22 protein-coding genes and 1 tRNA gene are annotated in these 23,130 nt (G+C 66.0%); 9 read left to right on the top strand and 14 right to left on the bottom strand.

What is annotated here, in order from left to right; all coding sequences use genetic code 11:
- Window positions 1-136: 136 nt before the first annotated feature.
- Window positions 137-210 (bottom strand) — tRNA-Leu (locus PV766_RS18675).
- A 235-nt stretch (window positions 211-445) separates the two neighbouring features.
- On the opposite strand from PV766_RS18675, the gene PV766_RS18680 reads away from it, so the two are divergent.
- Window positions 446-1,699 (top strand): lipase family protein, encoded by a 1,254-nt coding sequence (locus PV766_RS18680; RefSeq protein WP_421097630.1) that lies wholly within the window; start codon window positions 446-448, stop codon window positions 1,697-1,699.
- Window positions 1,700-1,787: 88 nt separating this feature from the next.
- On the opposite strand, the gene PV766_RS18685 is transcribed toward PV766_RS18680, so the two are convergent.
- The 11 genes from PV766_RS18685 to PV766_RS18735 all read right to left on the bottom strand — a co-directional run bounded on the left by PV766_RS18685 (window position 1,788) and on the right by PV766_RS18735 (window position 12,591).
- Entirely contained in the window at window positions 1,788-1,991 is a 204-nt protein-coding gene (locus tag PV766_RS18685; protein WP_016932996.1) for a cold-shock protein, read from the bottom strand.
- Window positions 1,992-2,219: 228 nt separating this feature from the next.
- Entirely contained in the window at window positions 2,220-3,164 is a 945-nt protein-coding gene (locus PV766_RS18690; RefSeq protein ID WP_421097631.1) for an exopolyphosphatase, read from the bottom strand.
- Complete coding sequence (locus PV766_RS18695) at window positions 3,161-3,688, bottom strand: DUF501 domain-containing protein (protein WP_255162346.1); 528 nt, start codon at window positions 3,686-3,688, stop codon at window positions 3,161-3,163. Before PV766_RS18695 ends, PV766_RS18690 begins: the two co-directional genes overlap by 4 nt.
- Window positions 3,685-4,392 (bottom strand): FtsB family cell division protein, encoded by a 708-nt coding sequence (locus PV766_RS18700; protein ID WP_064064622.1) that lies wholly within the window; start codon window positions 4,390-4,392, stop codon window positions 3,685-3,687. Before PV766_RS18700 ends, PV766_RS18695 begins: the two co-directional genes overlap by 4 nt.
- 8 nt (window positions 4,393-4,400) lie before the next feature.
- On the bottom strand, window positions 4,401-5,687 hold the full coding sequence (gene eno, locus PV766_RS18705) for a phosphopyruvate hydratase (protein ID WP_016934317.1): 1,287 nt from the start codon (window positions 5,685-5,687) through the stop codon (window positions 4,401-4,403).
- Between the two features lie 116 nt (window positions 5,688-5,803).
- The gene (locus tag PV766_RS18710; protein ID WP_016934316.1) at window positions 5,804-6,526 is read right to left on the bottom strand and encodes a lytic transglycosylase domain-containing protein; all 723 of its coding nucleotides are present in this window, start codon (window positions 6,524-6,526) and stop codon (window positions 5,804-5,806) included.
- Window positions 6,527-6,792: 266 nt separating this feature from the next.
- Window positions 6,793-8,715 (bottom strand): putative bifunctional diguanylate cyclase/phosphodiesterase, encoded by a 1,923-nt coding sequence (locus tag PV766_RS18715; RefSeq protein ID WP_255162345.1) that lies wholly within the window; start codon window positions 8,713-8,715, stop codon window positions 6,793-6,795.
- Window positions 8,716-8,733: 18 nt separating this feature from the next.
- A complete protein-coding gene (locus tag PV766_RS18720) occupies window positions 8,734-10,896 on the bottom strand; it encodes an Rv1355c family protein (protein ID WP_421097632.1) in 2,163 nt (720 codons plus the stop codon).
- Complete coding sequence (locus PV766_RS18725; protein ID WP_129976976.1) at window positions 10,893-11,636, bottom strand: hypothetical protein; 744 nt, start codon at window positions 11,634-11,636, stop codon at window positions 10,893-10,895. The genes PV766_RS18720 and PV766_RS18725 overlap by 4 nt, the downstream gene beginning before the upstream one ends.
- Window positions 11,637-11,704: 68 nt before the next feature.
- Window positions 11,705-12,130 carry a hypothetical protein gene (locus PV766_RS18730; RefSeq protein WP_421097633.1) on the bottom strand — a complete coding sequence of 142 codons (426 nt, stop codon included), beginning with the start codon at window positions 12,128-12,130 and terminating at the stop codon, window positions 11,705-11,707.
- Entirely contained in the window at window positions 12,130-12,591 is a 462-nt protein-coding gene (locus PV766_RS18735) for a GyrI-like domain-containing protein (RefSeq protein WP_129976977.1), read from the bottom strand. Before PV766_RS18735 ends, PV766_RS18730 begins: the two co-directional genes overlap by 1 nt.
- Before the next feature lie 241 nt (window positions 12,592-12,832).
- On the opposite strand from PV766_RS18735, the gene PV766_RS18740 reads away from it, so the two are divergent.
- Genes PV766_RS18740 through PV766_RS18755 form a run of 4 tightly spaced genes read left to right on the top strand, consistent with a single transcriptional unit; the run spans window position 12,833 to window position 16,572 of the window.
- Window positions 12,833-14,089, top strand: a complete 1,257-nt coding sequence (locus PV766_RS18740; RefSeq protein ID WP_421097634.1) for a class I SAM-dependent methyltransferase — start codon at window positions 12,833-12,835, stop codon at window positions 14,087-14,089.
- Window positions 14,086-14,880 carry a glucose-1-phosphate cytidylyltransferase gene (locus PV766_RS18745; protein ID WP_421097635.1) on the top strand — a complete coding sequence of 265 codons (795 nt, stop codon included), beginning with the start codon at window positions 14,086-14,088 and terminating at the stop codon, window positions 14,878-14,880. Before PV766_RS18740 ends, PV766_RS18745 begins: the two co-directional genes overlap by 4 nt.
- A complete protein-coding gene (locus PV766_RS18750) occupies window positions 14,847-15,530 on the top strand; it encodes a PIG-L deacetylase family protein (protein WP_064064712.1) in 684 nt (227 codons plus the stop codon). The genes PV766_RS18745 and PV766_RS18750 overlap by 34 nt, the downstream gene beginning before the upstream one ends.
- A 1-nt stretch (window position 15,531) precedes the next feature.
- The gene (locus PV766_RS18755) at window positions 15,532-16,572 is read left to right on the top strand and encodes an NAD-dependent epimerase/dehydratase family protein (RefSeq protein WP_064064629.1); all 1,041 of its coding nucleotides are present in this window, start codon (window positions 15,532-15,534) and stop codon (window positions 16,570-16,572) included.
- A 16-nt stretch (window positions 16,573-16,588) separates the two neighbouring features.
- Here the strand turns inward: PV766_RS18755 and PV766_RS18760 are convergent, their stop codons facing one another.
- Window positions 16,589-17,143: a dTDP-4-dehydrorhamnose 3,5-epimerase family protein gene (locus PV766_RS18760; protein WP_421097636.1), complete on the bottom strand. Its 555-nt coding sequence runs from the start codon at window positions 17,141-17,143 to the stop codon at window positions 16,589-16,591.
- 62 nt (window positions 17,144-17,205) lie between these two features.
- Here PV766_RS18760 and PV766_RS18765 point away from each other — a divergent pair, with 62 nt between their 5' ends.
- Together PV766_RS18765 and PV766_RS18770 are read left to right on the top strand one after the other, a co-directional pair.
- Window positions 17,206-18,360, top strand: coding sequence for a class I SAM-dependent methyltransferase (locus tag PV766_RS18765; RefSeq protein ID WP_421097637.1), 1,155 nt, complete (start codon window positions 17,206-17,208; stop codon window positions 18,358-18,360).
- Entirely contained in the window at window positions 18,357-19,805 is a 1,449-nt protein-coding gene (locus PV766_RS18770; protein ID WP_129976981.1) for an exopolysaccharide biosynthesis polyprenyl glycosylphosphotransferase, read from the top strand. The genes PV766_RS18765 and PV766_RS18770 overlap by 4 nt, the downstream gene beginning before the upstream one ends.
- A gap of 42 nt (window positions 19,806-19,847) precedes the next feature.
- On the opposite strand, the gene PV766_RS18775 is transcribed toward PV766_RS18770, so the two are convergent.
- The gene (locus PV766_RS18775) at window positions 19,848-20,678 is read right to left on the bottom strand and encodes a glycosyltransferase family 2 protein (RefSeq protein WP_064255755.1); all 831 of its coding nucleotides are present in this window, start codon (window positions 20,676-20,678) and stop codon (window positions 19,848-19,850) included.
- A gap of 237 nt (window positions 20,679-20,915) precedes the next feature.
- Between PV766_RS18775 and PV766_RS18780 the strand changes: the two genes are divergently transcribed.
- Window positions 20,916-21,977: a glycosyltransferase family 4 protein gene (locus tag PV766_RS18780; RefSeq protein WP_421097638.1), complete on the top strand. Its 1,062-nt coding sequence runs from the start codon at window positions 20,916-20,918 to the stop codon at window positions 21,975-21,977.
- A complete protein-coding gene (locus PV766_RS18785; protein WP_421097639.1) occupies window positions 21,974-23,128 on the top strand; it encodes a glycosyltransferase family 4 protein in 1,155 nt (384 codons plus the stop codon). Before PV766_RS18780 ends, PV766_RS18785 begins: the two co-directional genes overlap by 4 nt.
- The last annotated feature ends 2 nt before the right edge of the window (window positions 23,129-23,130 follow it).

Below are 23,130 nucleotides of genomic sequence, written 5' to 3' on the forward strand. Positions count from 1 at the left end.
CAGGGATGTCGATCATTGGTGTGTTCCGATCCCCACGCTGGTTGCCAGGCGTCTCACGAACATCCTGACAACCAGCGAATTGCCGAGGCGGATGGCAAGAACGGTAGCGGGTGGCTCAGGACCGACCTTCGACCGGTGCCCCCAGTCGGACTCGAACCGACACTCGGCGGATTTTAAGTCCGCTGCCTCTGCCAATTGGGCTATAGGGGCGTGGGGATCACAGTAGCGTTCGGGGCTTCCGGCGACCGCGCCGGGTCGCGATCTTCGAACATGTTTTCGTAGTCGAATCCGGGTCGTCGGCGACATCCTTCACGACTACGGAGGTCGATCCGGCCGGATGTGAACACCCTTCGTTGTCTTGTACCCCGCGAACAGGTAGACATTCTGCGGAAGACGTACAGAACGGACAGCCGGTGGTGGCCCGGCGCGAACAGAAGGACGATGTATGGGTTTCAGGACCGCACGGCCGTCGGCCCGGCGTCTCGGTATCGCGCTCGCCGCCGCAGCGCTCGCAGTTGCTCCGGGCCTGGCGATCGCACCCTCGGCCCTCGCCGAGAGCATCGTCTATCCCGCAGCCCTGCACGACTCCTTCTATGACACCCCGCACGACATCGCCGACCGGCAGCCCGGTGACGTCCTCGCCGCCCGCGTCGTCCCCCCGCCGCTCGGGTTCCCCGGCACCGACGCGATCCAACTGAAGTTCCGCTCGACGAACTCTGCGGGCGCGCCGATCTCCGCCGTGACGACGGTGCTGTCACCGCGAGGAGGAGCGCCGGGTCGCCCGCTCGTGTCGTACCAGGCGATCATCAATGCGCTGGGGCTCGAGTGCGCGCCGTCGACCGCGCTGTACGCGACGAACCCGATGCGCGGAATCCGGGAGTCGCCCGGCCTGCTCATCGCCATCCAGCGCGGCTGGTCGCTGGCCGTCCCCGACCATCTCGGACCGAACAGTGCCTACGGTGCCGCGAAGGTCGGTGCGCAGATCACTCTCGACGGCATCCGGGCCGCGCAGCGTCATGCACCGCTGGGACTCGCGGACAGCCCGGTCGGCATCGCCGGTTACTCCGGTGGCGGGATGGCCACGGCGATGGCCGCCGCACTCGCCCCGACCTACGCACCGGAGATCCCCCTCGTCGGCAGCGCCTACGGTGGGGTTCCCATGGACATCGGCGAGATGGCGAAGGGACTCGGCGAATCCGCGCATCCCGCTTTCGGATTGGCGATGGCGGCCGCTCTCGGTCTCGAACGCGAATACCCCGACCGCATGCCCATCAGCGAGCAGCTCAATCCGGCGGGCCGGGAACTGCGCGACCGGATCGCCAACGCGTGCACCAACGAGATCCTGCTCGCCGGTGCCGGCCGAAGCATCGCCGACGTCGCCGACGCCGAGGTGGGCATGGCCCTGCTCGACAGCCCGCCCGTCCGGGAGGTGCTGAACGAGAACAGCATCGAGAAGCTTCCGGCGGTACCGAATGCCCCGGTCTACGAATGGCATTCACCGACCGATGCGCTGATTCCGTTGCATTCCGTCTCCGCCACCCTGCGTAGGTACTGCGACGCCGGGGTGCCCGTGCGAACCGAACCGGTTCCGAGCGCCGACCACATCACCGCTGCCGTGATCGGCCTGCCCGGCGCGCTCGACTTCCTCGACGGCCGGTTCGCCGGCACTGCGCCGTCGTCGAATTGCGGGACGATCTGACCGGCCTCCGTACATGCATCAGGCCCGCCTCGAATGACGAGGCGGGCCTGATGATGTCTCGAATCCCCAGTGGGGACGGGAGATCGAATCAGATCACGGTGATTCCGGTGGCCTGGGGACCCTTGGCACCCTGACCGATCTCGAAACGCACGCGCTGGTTCTCGTCGAGGCTGCGGTAGCCGCCCGACTGGATCTCCGAGTAGTGCGCGAACACGTCAGCGCTGCCGTCCTCGGGGGCGATGAAGCCGAATCCCTTGTCGGCGTTGAACCACTTCACGATTCCCTCTGCCATGTCTGTCTCCTTCTGTCGTGTAAACGAGCTCCGCCGAGTGTTCGGTAGAGCGAGGCCGCCATCACATGCGGTGACTTCCGAAAGGAGAACCAACCGCCCGCAACAAGGATTTGCGAGCGTGGGTAAGACGCGAACAAAAACTTCGACCGAGACACAGTCAACCACACATTCGCCGATTCGGGTGGATCGAGCCCCGGAAGGCGGGGCTGAAGCCACCCGAATCGAAGACTAGTGGGCGACGGACAGGGCGATGCCGTCGAGGATGTCGTGCTCGCTCACGACCAACTCGGTGATGCCCGCTCGACGTCCCAGTTCCTCGGCGAGGACGGTGGTGATGATCGAGCCACCGCCGATGACGTCGACGCGGCCGGGATGCATGGGACCGAGCGCCGCGCGCTTCTCGCGAGTCGCGGCGACGAGACCGTCGCACACCTCGCGCAGGCGGTCGAACGGCACCGACGACAGGTGGATCTTCTCCGAGTCGTACTCGTCGAGTTCGAGAGCGAGCGCGGCGAGGGTGGTCATGGTGCCCGCGACACCCACCCAGGTGTGTGCCTGGTCGACCGGCACCCGCTCGAGCGCTTCGCGAATCTTGCCCTCCGCGACCTCCCGTGCCGCAGCGACCTGCTCGGCGGTCGGCGGGTCGTCGTGGAGGCACCGTTCGGTGAGACGCACGCAGCCTATGTCGGTGGAGTAGGCGGCGTGCACTCCGGCGGCGTCGCCGAGCACGACCTCGGTGGACCCGCCTCCGAGGTCGACGACGACGAAAGGTCCACGCGCGGAGTCGAGTTCGCCGACAGCACCGGCGAAGGACAGGCGTGCTTCCTCGTCGCCGGTGATGACCTCGGCCTCGGCGCCGGGAATCACGGCACCGAGCACCTCGCGGGTCATCGCGAAGAAGTCCTCGCGGTTGCTCGCGTCGCGGGTCGCGGAGGTGGCCACCATGCGCACCGCGGCGGCACCGGTCTCGCGGATCAGGTCGGCGTACTCCACCAGCGCGACCCGCGTGCGTTCGATCGCTTCCGGCGCGAGACGACCGGTGGCGTCGACGCCCTGGCCGAGCCGCACGACCTTCATCAGACGGGTGACGTCGACGAGACCGCCGTCCTCCGCGACGTCGGCGATCAGCAGACGAATGGAGTTGGTGCCGCAGTCGATTCCCGCGACCCTCACTGCTCTTCTCCGCGTAGCTCGGCGTAGGTGGGCCAGTCGGCGGGAATGGCGGTGCCGCGCAGACCCGCATCGGCGGCGAGCGCGACGGATTCGTCGCCGAGTGGATTGACACCCGGCCCCGTAGCCAGCGAGTGCGCGATGAGCACGTGCAGGCATTTGACCCGCTCGGGCATGCCGCCGCCGGTGAAGTCGGTGCCGAGCGACTCGATCGCATCGCGCTCGGCCAGGTACGACTCGTGAGCGCGCCGATAGGCCGCGGCCAGCTCCTCGTCGGTGCCGAGACGCTCGGTCATCTCCCTCATGACCCCGGCGGATTCCTGCCGGCTCGCCTCGGCCGTGAGGCGCGGGTCGGTGAGGTAGTAGAGCGTCGGGAAGGGCGTGCCGTCGGGCAGCTTGGGCGCGGTCTTCACCACTCCGGGCGCACCGTCGGGGCAACGGTAGGCGATGGCCAGGACCCCGCGGGGTTCGCGCCCGAGCTGGGCGGCGACGGCGTCGAGGTCTTCTTGCGTGACTGGATCGGTCACCCGGGGACATCTCCTGGTTCTGGGGGTGCCACAGGCATCTGCTGCGGCACGGGTTCGGGCAGGGGTTCGGGTGCCGGCTCGGATACCGACAACCACAGGTCGCTGTACCAGGCGCCGGTCGTCGGCCGTTCGGGTTCGCGCTCCTCGCGTTCGGGTGGAGCGTCACCCGGAAGCTGCACCTGGTAGGGGGTCTCACCGGGCACGACGAACCGCAGTCGCTCACGGGCCTGGGCGCGGACCCAGGCCGGGTCCTCCATGCGGGCCTTCTGCTCCTCGAGGGCCGCGATCGCCTGTTCGAGCTGCACGCGTTCGGCCGCGAGTTGTTCGGCTTCGGAGCGCTGGCTCACGTAGGTGCGCAGCGGCACCGCGAGGGTGAGGGCGAGACCGCACACGACGAGGGCGAGCACCACGGCGCGACCGGTGGACAGGCCCAGGACGGTGCGTTCGGTGCGGGGGCGGCGGGAGTCGCGGGGCGCACCGACCCGGGTGGGCCGGGCTCGCCCGGAACCGCCCGGTCGGCCGCGACCGGGCGACGAATGAACGGGGTCCTCGCGGCCGGCAGGCCGGGCACCCGCGTTCTCGGCCGAGTGCTCGGCCGGGGCGGTAGATCCCGCGGGCCGGGCCCGGCCCGGACGCCGGGCACCGGGCACACCCTCGGTGCGGATACGCCTCGCGCCGGGACGGGATCTACCGCGCTGACTCATGCCGCCGGTCAGCCCTCGACGGAGAACCGCGGGAAGGCGAGCTCGCCGGCGTAGCGAGCGACGTCACCGAGGGACTCCTCGATGCGCAGCAGCTGGTTGTACTTCGCGACACGCTCGGACCGGGCGGGCGCGCCGGTCTTGATCTGTCCGCTGCCGACGGCGACGGCGAGATCGGCGATGATGGTGTCCTCGGTCTCGCCGGACCGGTGGCTCATCATCGTCTTGTAGCCGTTGCGGTGCGCGAGGTCGACGGCGTCGAGGGTCTCGGTGAGGGTGCCGATCTGGTTGACCTTCACGAGCAGCGCGTTCGCGGCGCCACGGACGATGCCGTCCTCGAGGCGCTCCGGGTTGGTGACGAACAGGTCGTCGCCGACGAGCTGGATCTTGTCGCCGATCGCCTCGGTGAGCGCGACCCAGCCCTCCCAGTCGTCCTCGCTGAGCGGATCCTCGATGGAGACCAGCGGGTACTGGCCGAGCAGCTCGGCGTAGAAGGCGCCCATCTCGGCGGCCGTCCGGTTCCGGCCCTCGAAGGCGTAGCCGGTGCCCTCGGTGTAGAACTCGGTGGCCGCGACGTCCAGCGCGAGCGCGACATCGCTGCCCAGCTTCAGGCCGGTCTTGGCGATGGCCTCGCTGATCAGGTCGAGCGCGGCCTTGGTGCCCGCGACGTCGGGGGCGAAACCGCCCTCGTCGCCGAGGCCGGTGGCCAGGCCCTTGCTCTTGAGCACGGACTTGAGGGAGTGGTAGACCTCGGCACCCCAGCGGAGGGATTCCTTGAAGGTCGGGGCGCCGATCGGCGCGACCATGAACTCCTGGACGTCGACGCCGGTGTCGGCGTGGGCGCCACCGTTGAGGATGTTCATCATCGGAACGGGGAGGATGTGGGCGTTCGGGCCGCCGACGTAGCGGAACAGCTCGAGCCCGGACGACTCCGCGCCGGCCTTCGCGACGGCGAGCGACGCGCCGAGGAGGGCGTTCGCGCCGAGACGGCCCTTGTCGGGGGTGCCGTCGGCGTCGAGGAGCGCCTGGTCGACGGTGCGCTGCTCGGTGGCGTCGAGGCCGATGATGGCCGGGCCGATCTCGGCGAGGACGGCCTCGACGGCCTTCTCGACGCCCTTGCCGAGGTAACGCTCGCCGCCGTCACGCAGCTCCACGGCCTCGTGCTCGCCGGTGGAGGCGCCCGACGGCACTGCAGCGCGGGCGAAACTTCCGTCCTCGAGCAGCACCTCGACCTCGACCGTGGGATTGCCACGGGAGTCGAGGATTTCGCGGGCTCCTACCTGCTCAATGATGGCCACTGGCTGATTCTCCTTCGATGGACTTTCACGCTGCGGTGTCTGCACGCTGGGGACAGCCTAACGGTCGCGACCTGCGTGTGAGGCACAGGCGCGCCCGAGGCCCGGCGCGGTGCCGTCTACGGCCGCACTCCCACCCCGTAGGCGGCGGCGCGGTCGCGGACGAGCATGAGGTACTCGGTGGACCGGTTGTAGGCCATCAGGGCGTTCGTCCACCCCTCCGCGGTGGTCAGGTCGCCACCGCGATCGCACAGATAGCGGCCCGCGGCCAGGGCCGCGTCGTCGATGTTGTCGGGGTCGGCGATCCCATCGCCGTTCGCGTCGACTCCCCACCTCTCCCAGGTCTCGGGGATGAACTGCATCGGCCCGACCGCCCGGTCGAGGACCGGGTCGCCGTCGAGTCGGCCCCCGTCGGTGTCGCGGATCTCGGCGTTGCCCCGGGTGCCGTCGAGCGGGACACCCCGGATGGGAGGAGAGACGCTGCCGTCGGGTGCGAGGGACGCGCCGCCGAACCGGCCGTGGCTGCTCTCCACGTTGCCGATCCCGGCGAGGGTCGTCCACGACAGGCCGCAACCCGGCGTGCCGACGGCCAGGACGACCGCCGCGTGCCCGTACGCCTCGAGGGCGGTGACGGGGATGCCCAGCTCCCGCGATTGGGGTTCGGCCCAGTCGGCGAGTTGCGCGGCCGTGCGGCCGGGACCGTTCACATCGATGGGTGGGACGGGGAGGCCGGGCGCCGGGGGGACGCCGTCGGGGATCTCGACGGACGGCTGCCGAGGTGAGTGCAGGGCGGACTCGACCGCCACGAAGACGACGGCGATCAGCGCACTGAACAGGACCACCGGCCACAGCCAGCGTCGGGGTTCTCGATCGGACGGCACCCTTCCATCTTCCACACGGGAGAAAGAGCAGGCCGGCGCCGACAGTCCCCCGAAGACCGCCGGCACCGGTCGGGAAGGTGGAGTCCGCGAGGGGACGGACTCCCCCGAAGATTCCCGAGACGCACCGTTGCGCTCAGCACGAGTCGACGAGAACCCTGCGTCGGAGCCCGGAGCATCCTGCCGTCAAAAACATACCCTAAGATTTTTTATAGCACAATAACCAACTTTTAGAACGGTTCCCGGCATCGCCGTGCCATGGACCTTCTTGCCCCTACCCCACCTTCCGGACTCCAGGGCAGCCGGATCCTGCCGACACGGAGCATCCCCACGAGTCGATCCGGGGTCGCGGGCCGACTCAGCAAAAATCCTTGAGCGCGCACACAACCCAGATCCAGAAGTTCTCTCACCGCTCCTGTCGACTCGACTCCTTCCGCAACGACTCGAAGTCCGAACGACGAGGCCAGACCCACTATCGAATCGACGATGACCCGATCTTCCTCGCTGTGATCGAGATTCTGCACGAAGCCCCGGTCGATCTTCAGAGTGTCCACGGGGAGGGACTTCAGATGCCCCAGCGAACTGTATCCCGTACCGAAATCGTCGATCGCGACCCGGACTCCGAGCCTCTCGAGCCGTCGCAGGGTGTCCCTCGTCCGTTGGAGGTCACCGACAACGACGTTCTCGGTGATCTCCAAGCACAACTCCGAACCTTCCAGATCGTAGCGTCGAAGAACGGACTTCACCGTCGCATCGAAATCCAGCGACACCAATTGGACCGGTGAAACGTTGACGCTCATGGTGATTCGCAGTCCCGGAATCTCACGTTTCCATCCCGCCAGTTGCGCGCATGCACGCGTGATGACCCATTCGCCGAGTTCGCCGGCAAGATTCGTGGATTCGGCGACCTCGACGAACTCTCCCGGCTGGAGAAGCCCCAGCGGCGAGTGGTTCCACCTCACCAAAGCTTCGACGCCGAGAATCATGCCCGTACGGAGGTCGATCTCCGGCTGATACTCCAAGGTCAAGTGATCATCGTCGATCGATGTCCGCAGGTTCATCTCGATGATGGTGCGCCGGTCCCCTTTCTCGTTCATGTCGTCGGTGAACACGCCGACACCGTTGCCACCCTGGCGCTTGACCACCATCATCGCCTGGTCGGCACGGCTGAGCAGGGTCGCCGAACCTACCTGCCCCGGAGTTCCGAGTGCCACGCCGACACTGACACCTCGGCCGACGGTCTGACCGCCGAGCGCGACGGATGCCCCCACCACCTCCTGCAGCACTTCCGCCCGTTTCATCGCCTCCGCCGGCGACGAAGGACCGGACAGCACGACCACGAACTCGTCGCCACCGAGCCTGGCGACGAGATCGTCGGACTCACTTCCCTCGGAGAGGCGATCGGCGATACGGCAGAGATACGAATCGGCGGCCTTGTGCCCGAGGAAATCGTTCAACGCCTTGAGCCTGTCGAGGTCGAGGAACAACACTCCCACGGGACCGGGAGCGCCGTCCTCCAGCCGTTTGTCGAGATACTCGAACAATGCGCGCCGGCTCGCCAGGCCGGTGAGCGAGTCATGGTAGGCCGCCCGCCGGAGATCCTCCTCTGCACGGATGCGTGCCTGTACCTGAGCGAGCAGCGCCGCGATGAGCGTCAGGGCGTTGACCTCTTCCTCGCTCCACGGCCGCGTCGTCTGTTTCACCAGCCCCAATGTGCCTGTCGTGATCCGGCCGGACACGAGCGGGACCGCCGCCAACGACACACCGGACATCCCGGAGGCGGCGAACACCCGGTCGGCATAACCCTGCGTGTCCTTCCCCGCCTGCAGACCGTTCGTATCGTTCCCCTCGGTCAACAACGGTTCCTTCATGTCCTGGGCTGCGGCCATGACGGGGTCTGCACTGTGGAAGTAGACCACTCCCAAAGGATCCGGATCCGGTACGTGTTCGCGGGGTGGCCACTCCGCCACCAGAATCGTCGCGCCGATGTCATGGTCGTTGTAGCGGAGGAAGCACGTATCGACGCCGAGGAACTCGACCAGATCGCGCAGCACGAGACGGACGACCCGGTCGTGGGATGCAGCATCTGCGGGCATGAGCCGCGCCGCAATCCGGGTGACCAGACTTTCGAGGGTCCTCTTGCCATCGGGCATGATGTCTCCGTCGTCGGGTCACCGCAGGAGAAGTCCGTCGGCGCGCAGGACACGATCGGCGCGACGCCTGCTACGGACCGGGCCCGCAGTCGTCCGACCGATACGCAACAAGAGGGCGATCCCATCGTCCTCGTCCACCTGCAGCATATCGGCGAAGTTCCGCTGCAACGTCTGTAGAACGTCGGAATGGTCACGGCTCAATCGCTCGAAGTCGGCTCGCGTATCGGCATACAGGAAGATCGGAGATACGGGCTGAACGGCCAAGCCGACCGCCTGGGCCGCGATCCACACACTCTCGACGGTCGCACCGGCACGGATGTAGTCCGCCCCCGAGCGCCTGTCGGTGAACACGGCGACGAGTCCCGCGCTTCCCAGCACTCGGTCGCGGGTCATCTTCCCGAGACCGCCCCCGAGCCCCCACTCGCCGAGCCGGTCGAGAGCATCGTGCCGCAGTACGACCTCGAGCATGGCCGACTCCGCCGTGTCGAGCCCGAGAGAGGCCACCTCGATTCCGCTTTCCGGGTGGGAGTCGCCCGGCCATCGCAGTTCGCCGATCATCTCGGTCCGGAGCGGCCTGTCCAGATACCGCACGCGGTCCGACTCCGACAAGATCTCTGCGATCGCGGCGAGATCGTTGCTGCCTGTGAGGATCCGGATGCGTCCGTCGACGAGATCGGCGGCTGCGTGCATCGCTTCGAGCTCGCCGTGCGTGATCGTGTGATCATCACTGGGGAATCTGTTGGTGGCGCGGGCGAGCATCGGTCCGTAGAACGCCGCGAATTCGTGATCCGAACCGGTTCCCAGCTCCAGCCGGGCGAGCGGAATGCCCGGCCGAGCTTCGTCAGGACCATCGACCACCGTATGCGGACCCAGAATCCCGTGGGCGGCTGCGGCCACTCGAGCATTGTGGAGGGCGGCTCCGAGCGCAACGCAACTGCCTCGGCGATACAGATCCATCAGTACCGGTTCGGGTTCGGTGGCGAGGGCGAAGGTCAGCCGTGTCGGTTCGACGACGATCGTCCACGGCTGCGAATTTCCTCCGGACGGTGCCCGGGTCGCGGCGTCGACGACGGCAGCGGCCGAGTCCGACCAGGTGTTCTCGTTCGGCTGTGTTGTCTCCGGCTCCGTTGGGACCGGAAACTGTGGCTCGGGCACAGTGAGACGAAGGTCGAGGTCGACTCGGCACCGACCGGAAGCGACGGAACCGCCGAGGACGATCCCGCGCACCGCAGTCGCGACAGTGACGCCACCGAGGCCGACGTCTGCGCCGAGTTGCGGCCACGCTTCCAGCGATTCCCCTACCTCGAGAAGTGAGGCTGCAAGCCGTTCGGAGATCTGCTTCGCGTCGAGCAATTTCAGTACGTACGGGACTTTGTCCCGATTCGACAGCGTTCTCAACGTCTCCGGATCGAGGTCGCCGAGCAACCCGTGAAACGGTTGCTGTTCGCCATCGAGATCGAACCGCTCGACGTCGAGCAGCCCACGATCGCTGGTGTGCATCACGACGGGAACTCGTCGTCGTGCCGCGCACGTCCGGATCGACAACTTCACATCGAACGAATCGCACTCATCGATCACCAGGTCGAGTCCTTCGAAGAAGTCCTCGACCGACTCGGGCGTCACCCCCTCCGTCCACACCTCGACCGGCAGGTAGGGGTCCAGCTCTGCGATGCGCCGCGCGGCGATCACAGCCTTGTTCACCCCGAGGTCCAGGACCGAGGCGGGAATCCTGTTCAGGTTGGACAGTTCCAGGATGTCGTGGTCGGCGAGCCGCAGTACACCGCAGGCACCTTCCAACGCCAAGGTGTACGCCACCGTGTGCCCTACACTCAGTCCGACCACCCCGACGGCGGCGGATCGGAGACGTGCCTGTTCCTCCGCCGTGATCTTGTTGCGGTTACGGTCGAGCCGGAGACGGTCGAAACCGGCAGGACCGAGGACCCGGACCGCTACCTCGCGCCAGGGGTAGTAAGCCCACCGAGCGGCTTCGTCGTGGATATATTCGCCTGGCGCGCCGTCGTTGTCGACGCCGGACCCGAGCGCCGCCAGACCCGCGAGCTGTTCGTCGAGTCGATCCTCCAGGGTGATTCCCCGGCCCTGCAGTCGTTCGAACTCGACCATGTCCTCGTCGCAATCCTCCGCCAGGAGAACTGCCTCGAAACGCGGTTCGCGGACGTTCACGGCACCCCCCCGTTCGATTCTCTCCGATCGTCGATCCTCCGATGCGACCGTGAGAGGTTCCACCACCCCGGGATCGTGCGGGAAGACAGGAGTTTCTCGATTTCTCTGCTCCTTCTGGACGCATCGCAACACGCGAGATCCCACAACAACATCCGTGTGCGATAACGGTCATCCGGATACGGAGTGGGAGGAACGTCATCCACGACGCAAGCCTCCGCACGCCGCCACATCCCCAACGCGTTGTCCGCAGCTGTCCCGAGGAGGAACCTGGCGCCGAGCAGTTCCATGAAGTAGGTCGCCGTGCGCGCCACTCCCGCACTCAGTTCGTGACGCCGCGGAACGTCGTCGGCCACCCAACCCGTCTTGGCCTCGACGAGACCATGGGGAATACAAGGCTCGAGGATGCGGGCGATCTCCGCCCGAGCGGCCGGATCCGTCCATTCGACGAACGGATGCGACTCGGTCACGCTCGTATACGGACCGAGAGCGCGTGATCCGCCGTGCACGGTGCCGTCGACAGCGACCGCAACGAAGAACAACGCTGTCGACGTTCCGTCGCGGATCAGGTCGTATTCGAGAGCGACTTCGACGTCGAAACGCCGGTAGGCGTCATATGCACCATCGAGGAACTGCGACCACAAACCCGGTTCACTCTCCGGTGAGGCGGCGACGAAGTGATATCCCGAGTCTTCGTCCCAGAAATGGAGCGTGTGGTGCGCGAACAACGGTTGGGGATCCACGACGACCTTTCCCCCGGCGTCCCACCGAGCGCCCCCGACACGGATGCGCGCTCGGTGGCCGGGCGTTCTCAGAACACCGAGATGTACAACTCGGGTTCGCCCCGCTCCGGTATGTAGGCCACTTCCTGGTCGTATGTGCGTGAGATGGCGCCTTCTTTCTCCGCCATCTCCACTTGGCACCAGAGATCCTTGTAGGGATCCGGCGACGGACCGTCGGGCACGAAGCGGGCGGCGTACCGCTCTCCGAGCCGGACCATCGAATCTCCGATCACAAGATCGTCCGGATCATCCAGGCGGTACCCGAAGACCGCGGACCACCCTGCCCGCGGATGGCAGACGAATACGGCGACGAGGTCTCGGATCTTCCGGGAACGCAACCGTTCCAGCGTGAAATCGGTCAAACTGCCCGATTCCCCGAAGACACCCGGTTCGGCGCCTGGGACCACCAGCCCACCCATGAGGCAGGGCCCCACCTTCACGACGGTGAAAGTCATCACTCCTCCCCGCGTCCCGGAACGACGATCGCGACGTACAGGTCGATTCCGAATGCGTGGGGATAGGACTCGAAATCCCCGGTGAAGGCTCGGATGATCCTCCCCTCCGCTTCGGCATCCCATATCTGCCGCCACAGGTCGTCGAAGATATCGGTGAAGCGGCTTCCCACCACCGAGAACTTCGCATAGGTGCCGGCAGAGACACGGGAGATGACGTAGCCGGGGGGTACGTCATCGATCGACTCGCAGCAGAACCCTACTGTCTGTGTGTAGTAGGACCCTATGTCCTCCGCGTGATCGGTGTACGCGGTCGCGAACGGTCCGGACGTGTCTCCGTTGAGCACAGCCGACCACGCGATTTCGAGGTGTGGATCACGAAGTTTGCCGAGGGCTCGCCGCGGACTTCGAACGGGCACACCGGCCACCAGAGTTTCGCGACGTTCCACGATTTGAAACGACATCGGGCAGAACCTCCAAACGCGACTACATCGTCCCCCCCTGCTTCGCGTGCACTGCCCGACACCGGCACATCGAATGGGACGAGTACGAGCCTAAGGGGTGAAACGGATGGTTTCAAAGGTTCTGCAAAACCAACATAAGGTCTTTTTTTAGCTTGTTTCCCTTCTCCAGGTATGGTTTATTTGGGGCATCGATTTCGGGGCTCGAGATCGGACACGCTCTTCCCACCGAGGGGGCACCTGCATGAAGTGCCGTCTGTGCAGTTCGGACCGCCTGACCAGCATCCTGGACCTCGGAGCCACTCCCCCGTGTGAACGATTCCTCACGGCCGAGCAGCTCGACCTCCCGGAATGCACATATCCACTCCACCTGCGCCTGTGCGAGGACTGCCTACTGCTGCAGATACCCGCGTTGATCACGCCGGAGGACACCTTCACCGAGTACGCCTACTTCTCCTCGTTCTCGCAGTCGTGGGTCGATCACGCTCGAAGCTTCGTGCACGACGCACTGGGAAGCGGACGGCTCCGGCCCGACTCGACCCTCGTCGAGGTCGCGAGCAACGACGGTTACCTCCTCCGTCACGCGGTGGACGCCGGCATCCGGTGCCTGGGCATCGAACCGTCGGTCAATGTCGGGGAGGCCGCCAGGGCAGCCGGCGTGCCGACCCACACCGGTTTCCTCGATATCGAACTGGCCGAACATATTCGGACGGAACACGGCCCGGCGGATCTCGTCGTCGCGAACAACGTCTACGCTCACGTACCCGACCTCGTCGGATTCACGCGTGCGCTGCGCCTGCTCATGGCCGACGACGGCTGGCTCAGCGTCGAGGTCCACCACGCCCTGAACCTGGTGGCACTCGGGCAGTTCGACACGATCTATCACGAGCACTTCCAGTACTACACGGTGCTGTCTGCCGCGCGAGCGCTGGCGTCCGGGGGCCTCCGGATCGTCGACGTGGAACTGCTCGACACCCACGGGGGTTCGATCCGTGTGTGGGCGCGGCCCGAACGGGCAGCACAGGACCCGAGTCCGCGCGTCGCCGAGGTTCTCGAGATCGAAAGGCGCGCAGGGCTACACGATCCCACCGGATATTTCCGGCTCGAACCGCTCGCACGCACCTCACGCCTCGATCTGCTGCGCTTCCTCCTCCAGTGCCGGAACGAAGGCCTCTCGGTCGTCGGCTACGGAGCACCCGGCAAGGGCAACACGCTGCTCAACTACTGTGGCATCCGACCGGATCTCTTGTCCTATACCGTCGATCGGAATCCGTACAAGCACGGACGTTTCACGCCGGGGACGCGGATCCCGATCGAGCCCGTCGAGCGGATCGCCCAGGACCGGCCGGACGTCGTCCTCGCGTTGCCCTGGAACCTCGAGCCCGAACTGACCCGCCAGCTCGCGTATATCGCGGAGTGGAAGGGACGCCTCGTCCTTCCACTCCCCACCATTCACACGACCATCGGCGAACCCGAACTGTCCTGGAGGACAACATCATGAAGGTTGTACTGTTCTGCGGTGGCTACGGCATGCGCATGCGTAACGATCGGAACGACCAGATTCCCAAGCCCATGCAGATGGTAGGCCCCCGGCCGATCCTGTGGCATATCATGCGGTACTACGCGCACTTCGGTCACAAGGAGTTCATCCTGTGCCTGGGGTACGGAGCGTCCGAGATCAAGAATTTCTTCCTCGACTACCACGAGGAGCAATCGAACGATTTCATCCTCCACGACAACACCGTCGACTGCTTCAGCACCGACATCAGCGACTGGCGGATCACTTTCGTCGACACCGGACTCGAGTCGGCGATCGGTGAACGTCTCCGCCGTGTCCGCCGGCACCTCGAGGGAGACGAGTACTTCCTCGCCAACTACGCGGACGTCCTCACCGACGCCCCGCTCGACGAGATGATCGATCGTTACCATCGGTCGGGCGCTACGGCCTCGATGTTGGTCGTACCTCCGCAGTCGTCGTTCCATTGCGTCGACGTAGCGGAGAACGGCGAGATCAAGGAAATCGTTCCTGTGAGCAGGTTCCCCATCTGGGAGAACGGCGGGTACTTCGTCCTGAGCCAGGCGATCTTCGATCTCCTTCCCCCCGGCGGCGATCTGGTGGCCGACGTCTGCGGCGCACTCGCCGGCCAGGGCCGGTTGTACGGCTATCGGCACAGTGGGTTCTGGAAACCGGCGGACACGTTCAAGGAACGTGCGGAACTGGACGACAACTACGCTCGTGGCATCCACCCCTGGACCGTATGGGAGTCGGCCCGCCCGGCGGTGACCCCGTGATCGAGTTGCACACGGGCGACATCCGGGAGATTGCGGTCCTGGGGGCGCACTGTGACGACATCGCGATCGGCCTCGGGGGCACGCTGCTGACCCTCGCCGCCCAGGCACCCGGTTCCGTGCGCGTTCACGCGTTCGTGCTCTCCGGCGAGGATTCGGCACGCGAGATCGAGGAGCGGCACGCGCTGAAGGCGCTCTGTCCCGGAGCCGAGCTCGAGATCACCGTCCTCGACATCCCCGACGGTCGCGCACCCGGCTACTGGGAGGCGATCAAGTTCGCCCTCGAGGCCTTCCGGCACACGTGCACGCCGGACGTGGTTTTCGCACCGCACCGAGGGGACGCCCACCAGGATCATCGACTGCTTGCCGAGTTGGTTCCCACCGTGTTCCGCGACCATCTCATTCTCGGTTACGAAATCATCAAATGGGAGAACGACACTCCTCGGCCCGCGATCTACCATGCGCTCCCCCGCAAGGTCGCGGAAGAGAAAACACGAATCCTGCTCAAGTACTACCCGTCCCAGATCGAGCACGACTGGTTCGACGAACAGGCGTTCCTCGGCCTGTCCCGGCTTCGCGGCGTGCAGTGCCGGCGCCCACACGCCGAGGCGTTCGTGCTGGAGAAGGCCGTCGTCCATTTCGGAAAGGCGTGACATGCGCGTACTCGTCACCGGCCATCAGGGCTACCTCGGATCGGTCATGGTTCCTGTGCTCCGCTCGTACGGCCACCACGTGACCGGGCTGGACTCCGGCCTGTTCGCCGATTGCCTCCTCGGCCCCGCTCCCGACGATCCACCCACCTTGCGCCTCGACCTGCGCGACGTCGACGTCTCTCAGCTCGCGGGTTTCGACGCGGTAATCCATCTCGCGGCGCTGTCGAACGATCCGCTCGGCTTCCTCGAACCGCGAATCACCTACGAAATCAACCATCAGGCCTCCGTTCGGCTTGCTCGGTGTGCCAAGGCAGCAGGCGTACGCCGGTTCCTCTATGCCTCGACGTGTTCGGTCTACGGTTCGGCCGGCGACGAACTTGTCGACGAGAGCGCCCCTTTGCGCCCTGTCACTCCGTATGCGGAGAGCAAAGTGCGCGTCGAAGACGACGTCGCTGCCTTGGCCGACTCCGGTTTCTCCCCTGTATTCCTGCGCAATGCGACAGCATTCGGGTACTCACCGCGCCTTCGCGCCGACATCGTCCTGAACAACCTTGTCGGATCGGCGTTTCTCACCGGCGAGGTCCGCGTCCTGTCGGACGGAACGCCATGGCGTCCCCTCGTGCACGCACAGGACATCGCTGAGGCTTTCGCCCATGCTCTCGTCGCACCCGCCGACCGGGTCCACTGCTCGGCCTTCAACATCGGCAGTGAGGTCAACAACGTCACGGTCGCTCGAATCGCCCAGGCCGTGGCAGAGATCGTTCCCGGCTCCACAGTCACCGTCACCGGCGAGAGCGGCCCGGACCCGCGGTCCTACCGCGTCGACTTCTCCAGAGTTCGCCACGTCTTCGAAGGGTACGAGGCCAGGTGGACGGTACGCGACGGCGCCGCCGAGTTGTACGACGCTTATCGGAGGTACGGCCTGACCGGCGACGCATTCGCTACGCGCTTCACGCGGCTCGCCCGCCTGAATCGACTCCAGGAGATCGGTGAACTGGACTCGACGATGCGCTTCCAGCGGATCGGAGTCCCGGATGCCTGAAGTACTCGCACACGAATCACAGTGCCGCAAGAAGATCACGCCAACTTCCCGCTGCGGCATCGCGTGCGCTGAGCACGGTGAGCGGCAGCGGCCACGCGATCGCGAGATCCGGGTCGTCATAACGCACCGCGACATCCTCCGCGGGATCGTGCTCCCGATCGATGCGATAACACACATCCGCGGTGTCCGTGAGTACTTGGAATCCGTGGAGGAAACCCGGCGGGACGAACAGGTGCGCGAACTCGACGTCATCGAGCCGAAACACCTGCTGACGACCGAACGTGGGCGAATCGCGACGAACGTCGACAAGCACGTCGTGCACGGCTCCGTGAGCACATCGCACCAGTTTCGCCTCCCCACGGCCGGTGCGGCCGTGCATGCCTCGCACCACCCCTCGTACCGATCGCGACTGGGAATCCTGGATAAGATCGCACGACCGCACGCCGGTCGGCCCGACCTCCGCGTCGAAGAGCCGTGCGTCGAACGTGCGGGTGAACAGACCCCGATCGTCCCGGAAGGGTTCGGGACGGAACACCCGTACGTCGCACAAGTCGGCGGTGTCGGCACGCATCAGTCGATTGTCGCGCATCGTGTCCCCGGACGATGCCCGAATCGCCTGCGCGAGGTACCGACATGACAGCCTGTCGCGGCTGCGGCGGAACGGGCCTCGAGCGAGTTCTCGATCTCGGCGTGATGCCCGCAGCAGACCATTTCCCTCCGGACCGTACCCCTGTCACCGCCGCCGAGACGTCGCACCCGTTGGCAATGGCCATGTGCAGCGACTGTGGCCTCTCCCAGCTCGTCGACGACGACACCGTCCCGGACGAACCGCGCGGTGTCGAGCCACAGGCATTGCGCGACCAGGCCGCCGACGCCGTCCGGAAGGTCGCCGATGCCGGTTGGCTCACCGGCGGGACCGTCACCGAGTTCGGTAGTCCGCATGGCGGCACCTGGCTGCCTCTGCTCGCCGATCGGGGCTACGAAATTGTTCCCGCCGGGCAGCGAGCGTCTCTTGCGGTGGACAGCTTCGGGATCATGCACGCCCCGGACCAGAGGGCCGCCTTCCGGCAGCGCGCTGCCGCTCTCACCGCCGACGGCGTTCTGCTGCTTCAGTTCCACACGTTCACAGCGATACTCGCGCACCGGCAGTGGACTGCCCTACGGCACGGTCATTTCGCCTACTACTCGCTGACCACTGCACGGCGCCTTCTCGCCCACGCCGGCCTGCATGTGGCCGACGCGTGGACGTTCGATCTCTACGGTGGCACCGTCCTCGTCGCCGCGACTCCCACCGTGCCCCGGACACTGCCGCTCTCGGTACGACAGATTCTGGCCCACGAGAGGGAGGCCGGCATCACCGACCCCACCGCCGCGCGTGCACTGCAGGACACGGCTGACGGCCAGTCCGTCGCGCTGAGAACATTGCTCACAACGATGAATCGTCGCGGATGCAGCGTGTACGCCTACGGTGCCGCATCCCGAGCAGTCTCATTGTTCGCCCGCGCTCGCCTGAACCGGCGTCTCGTCGCAGGCGTCGCGGACGCGTCTCCCGCAAAGCAAGGGCGACGCATGCCGGGTACCGATATTCCGATCATTTCACCGGAACAACTTCTGCGTCGTCGACCCGATCATGTGCTTCTGGCTCTGCCCGACCTGCTGATCGAGGTGCAGGAACACTATCCGGAACTGGAAGGTCGATGGAGCACGCTCGGCGATCTGATGGGGACGAGCACCCTTTCCCCCTCGGGACCTGCACGGATGAGCATCGGATTCGGGAGACCGTCGTGACCACCAACACGCGTCGTGCCCGACAGGTCGCGCCTCTCCGGCCCTCACCGGTCTTCGACGAGGCCACCCTCTCTATTTCCCAGTCGCCTACTCCGACACCACATCCGCGGCGCCATCTCGGCTCACGGATTCGGGCGCACATCACTCTGTCCACACCGATCTCGGATCTCGCCGTCCTTTCGGGGACGCTTGCGCTCACCGGGGCCGACAGGCCACTCCCCACCGCGACGACCCTCGTCCTGCTCATGGCGATGATGGGAGCCTATCGCTCCCACCTGACCCTTTCGGTGCTCGACGATCTGCCCCGGATACTCGCCGCAGTCACCTTGGCCGGGGTGATCACAGCACTCATGTTCCAGCCATATGGTTCGTCTTTCGGAGCCGTCAGGCTGACTGCGCTCGCGTTCACCGCGTCGACGGTGTCCCGAATCGGCGCGTACGCAATGGAACGGCACGTACGACGCAATTCACGACGACGTCGACGGACAGTGATCGTGGGGGGTGGCGACATCGCCGGGATGCTGGCGGAGGAGATAGTCGGCGAACCGGCCTGCGGCCTCGAGTTGGTCGGTCTGCTCGACGACGACCCCAGGCCCGACACCGTGCGCCGGGTCGACGTGCCGGTCCTGCCGTTGAGCGGAAGGCTACGGGAGTTTCTCAGCGCCAACAGGATCGAAACAGCCATTCTCGCCTTCTCGTTCACTCGCGACTGCGATATGTTGAAGATCGTCCGCAAGTGCGACCGTCTCGATTGCGAGATATACCTCGTCCCCCGGCTGTGGGAGATCACGGCGGTGAGCGGCGACATGGAACGCATCGGGGCGATGCCCCTCATGCGGGTGCGCCGAGCGGCTCACCGTTCCCTGAGGTGGAAGATCAAGCTGTGGACGAGTCGGGTCTTCAGCGCCGTCATCCTGGTAGCGCTGACACCACTGCTGGTACTCACCGCGGTGGCGGTGTGGTTCTCGGATCGGTCGGCTCCGATACTGTTTCGACAACGGCGAGTGGGCTTGGACGGACGAGAGTTCGACCTGTTGAAGTTCCGCACGCTGAAACCGTTGGACGAGAACGAATCCGCAACGAACTGGTGTATCGCACAGGATGCCCGGCTCGGTCGCCTCGGCAAGATCCTGCGCGCGACGTCGTTCGACGAACTACCACAGCTGTGGAACATCGTCCGCGGTGACATGACTCTTGTCGGACCGAGACCGGAGCGACCGCACTTCGTTCACCGGTTCGGTGAGACTATTCCGAACTATTCTGCGCGACATCGTGTTCCGTCCGGACTGACCGGATGGGCGGCAGTGAACGGGCTACGTGGCGACACCTCGATCGCTGCTCGCGCCCGCTACGACAATTTCTACATAGAGAACTGGGGATTGTGGTTCGACATCAAGATCCTGTTGCGCACCGTGTCCGCGGTGATCACGATGAAGGGGCGATGATGCACACAGCCGGTTCAGCGCACCGTACCGGTCGCCGAGTGGTCAGCCACGCAGCACCGCGAGCAGCCCACGGGACCGTACCGACACACGTTCCAGCGCTGCGCGCGCCAGACGAGCGTCGCCGGCGATCACGTCTCCGAAGGAAACCAAGTCCGGGTAATCCCTTGCGATTCGGTGATGGAAGCGCATCATGTCCGTCAACTTGCTGAACGACGACGTTCGACTGCACAGGTTGAACGTCGAGTCCCGCCATGCAGCCACCCGTTCCGGCATACCGAAGAACATTCCGAATGTCGCAACGCGAGCGAACAGGTCCACGTCCATGGGGAACACCAGGTCACCACGGAAGCCCCCTACCCGGTCGAAGTGCTCACGACGAAATATCGCGGCCGCCGTGGGACCGAAGTCGGCCGGTCCGCGCCGCACGATTGTGCCGATCAGGGCGCGAGGCGTGTGCAGGCCCTCCAGTCCCGGTATGCCCAAGCCGCTCTCCCGGATCTCGCCGGCCTCGTCGATGACATCGAACCGGGCCGACGTGAGGGCGATCGTGGGGTCGACCATCACCTTCTCCTGCGCCTCGATCGATCCCGGACGGAGCACATCGTCTGCGCACACGATCTTCACGAGCTCGCCGGTGGACAGGGCGACCGCCTTGTTCCAGTTGTCACCGATCGACAGCACCTCGTCGTTACGGACCACCCGGAGGCGCGGGTCGTCGAAGGAACGTGCGATATCTGCGGTACCGTCTCGGGTCGCATTGTCGAGCACCAGGACGTCGAGGTCGGCATCCTGCTCGAGGATCGAATGCAGAGTCGCCTCGAGCGTCCGGGCAGCGTTGTACGCCGGGACACAGATCGAGATCGTGGCGGACATGAGAACCCTCCGTGACGTTCGAGTTCCGTCGCCGGAGGGGTTCCACCACCCGGACGACCGATCGCGGGAAGTACCGACTCGAGCCTGTGTGGGAGAGTACCCGCATTTCGGCAGGGACCGCAGCGCATCCTCACGGGGTCGGCTGCTGGACGAGAACACCGGCACGGAGCAGTCGACGACAGCGGTCGGGCCGTGACTTCCCCCGCCTGCGGTCCCGCCGACGCACTCCGTGTCCATATGACCGGATCCGAGTGGTTCACTGCGGTTCCGGGCGGATTGAACCGGTATTTCACCGATCTCTACCGAACCCTGCGCCGGCGTCCTGACGTCGACGTCTCGGCGGCTGCCTTCGGCAACCCCGAACTCGATGGGCACAGCTGGGGACCCATCGGCGGATCCACCCTTCGTCGTGCCTGGACCGCCTTCCGGGACCACACCGTGTTGCCACGGGAGGCGATCATCGATCGCCACTTCGGCCTCTACGGTCGCCCCGCTCGCGGTCGCCAGGGCCGACATCCACTCGTGGTGCATTTTCACGGCCCCTGGGCGGCCGAGAGCCTGATGGCAGGTTCGGGGAGGACAGCCGCATACTCGAAGTACCTGATCGAGCGGATCCGATACGCGGACGCGGACCGATATGTTGTGCTGTCGAAACACTTTCGGGATGTGCTCACGCATTCGTATCGTGTTCCGGAAGAACGCATCCGGATCGTTCCCCCCGGAGTCGATCTCGATCGTTTCCGAACTTCGGAGGTCCCCGCCTCGTCGGGTGCTGTGCTGTGCGTTCGGCGCCTCGAACGGCGAATGGGTGTGCACCTCCTGCTCCGTGCCTGGCCTGACGTTCTTGCTGCGCATCCCGACGCGCGTCTCGTGATCGTCGGCACCGGCAGCGAGGAAGCGGCGCTGCGCACGCAAGCCGCCGGCTCCGGAGTGGGCAGTTCCGTCACCTTCGAAGGTCACGTCGACGACGTCCGGCTGAGCCGCCTGTACGAAGAGGCGGCGGTGACGGTCGTCCCTTCGGTAGCACTCGAAGGCTTCGGGCTGATCGCGCTCGAATCGCTGGCGGCCGGTCGCGTGCCGGTCGTCACGGACTGTGGCGGACTACCCGACGCAGTGCGGGGACTCGATCCGTCACTGATCGTTCCCGCCGGGGATCCCGAAGCGCTGGCAGACCGGATCGCAACGGCTCTCTCGGGGCGGGCGCCGGGGCGGCAGCAGTGCCGTGCGCACGCAGAGACGTTCTCGTGGGGTACGGCGGCAGAACGACACGTCGCGTTGTACGAGGAGCTGACGTCGTGACCAAGATCCTTTTCGTCACCCACACGGCCGCTCCGTCCGGCGCGGAGATCGCCACGGCCCGACTGGCACTCGCGTTGCGGGATCTCGGTATCGACGTCGCCGTAGCGTACGCGCAGGACGGTCCGATGGCCCAGCGGATGCGCGCGGACGGATTCGACACTCGGATCCTGTCCCGCACGTTCGACAGCAGGAATATGACGATCACCGACCCCCGCCTCACCCGATTGTTCGCGGGGGCGTTCCGCTTGGTCCGAGTCGGCTGGGATCTCGGTAACGTCGCTACGAACACCGGGGCCACGGTGCTCATCGCCGAGAGCTCCAAGGCCTTGATCATGGGGGCCGTGGCAGCGTGGCGGGCGAAGCTCCCCCTCGTCTGGCACGTGCACGACCGGGTCTCCACGGAATACTTCGGACGCGTACTCGCTCCGGTCGTACGCATCCTGGGACGAGTCCTCAGCCGGGGCTACATCGCCAACAGCAGATCCACGATGTCGTCGCTCTTCCCCCGCCGGCGCGCCCTCGTGGCATATCCCGGAGTAGACCTCACACCGGCCACCCCTCATCCCGAGCAACACGATCCGGCGGGGACGATCGTCACGGTTGTCGGACGACTCACGCCGTGGAAGGGTCAGGACGTATTCCTGCGGGCCGCGGCGGATACGACGGTGCGGCCCTCGCGCATCTATCTCGTCGGCGGCACCTTCTTCGGTGAAGAGTCCTACCGCGAGCATCTCGAACGACTTTCCGCAGAGCTCGATCTTCCGGTGACCTTCACGGGCCACGTCGAAGACCCCGAAGAATACATGCGACGCGCCGATATCCTCGTGCACTGCTCAGTCCTTGCCGAACCGTTCGGTCAGGTCGTCGTGGAGGGCATGCGGGCCGGATGCGCGGTGATCGCTTCTCGGCCGGGCGGCCCTGCCGAGATCGTCGAGTCGGGCGTGAACGGACTGCTCGTGGACGCCGGCAACCGACGCGCACTCACCGCGGCGTTGGACACGCTCATTCATGACCGCGAACTTCGCTGTCGCCTCGCTGCTGCCGGCAGGCAGCGGGCCGGATGCTTCGACATCACCGAGTCCGCGCGGGCGGTCGCACGTTTCCTGGGTACGGTCGGTGCGCCCTCCCGCGAGGAGGTGAGCACCTCGTGAGC

This window comes from Rhodococcus sp. As11 (assembly GCF_048957735.1).
In the GTDB taxonomy this organism is placed as follows: Bacteria; Actinomycetota; Actinomycetes; order Mycobacteriales; family Mycobacteriaceae; genus Rhodococcus; species Rhodococcus gordoniae.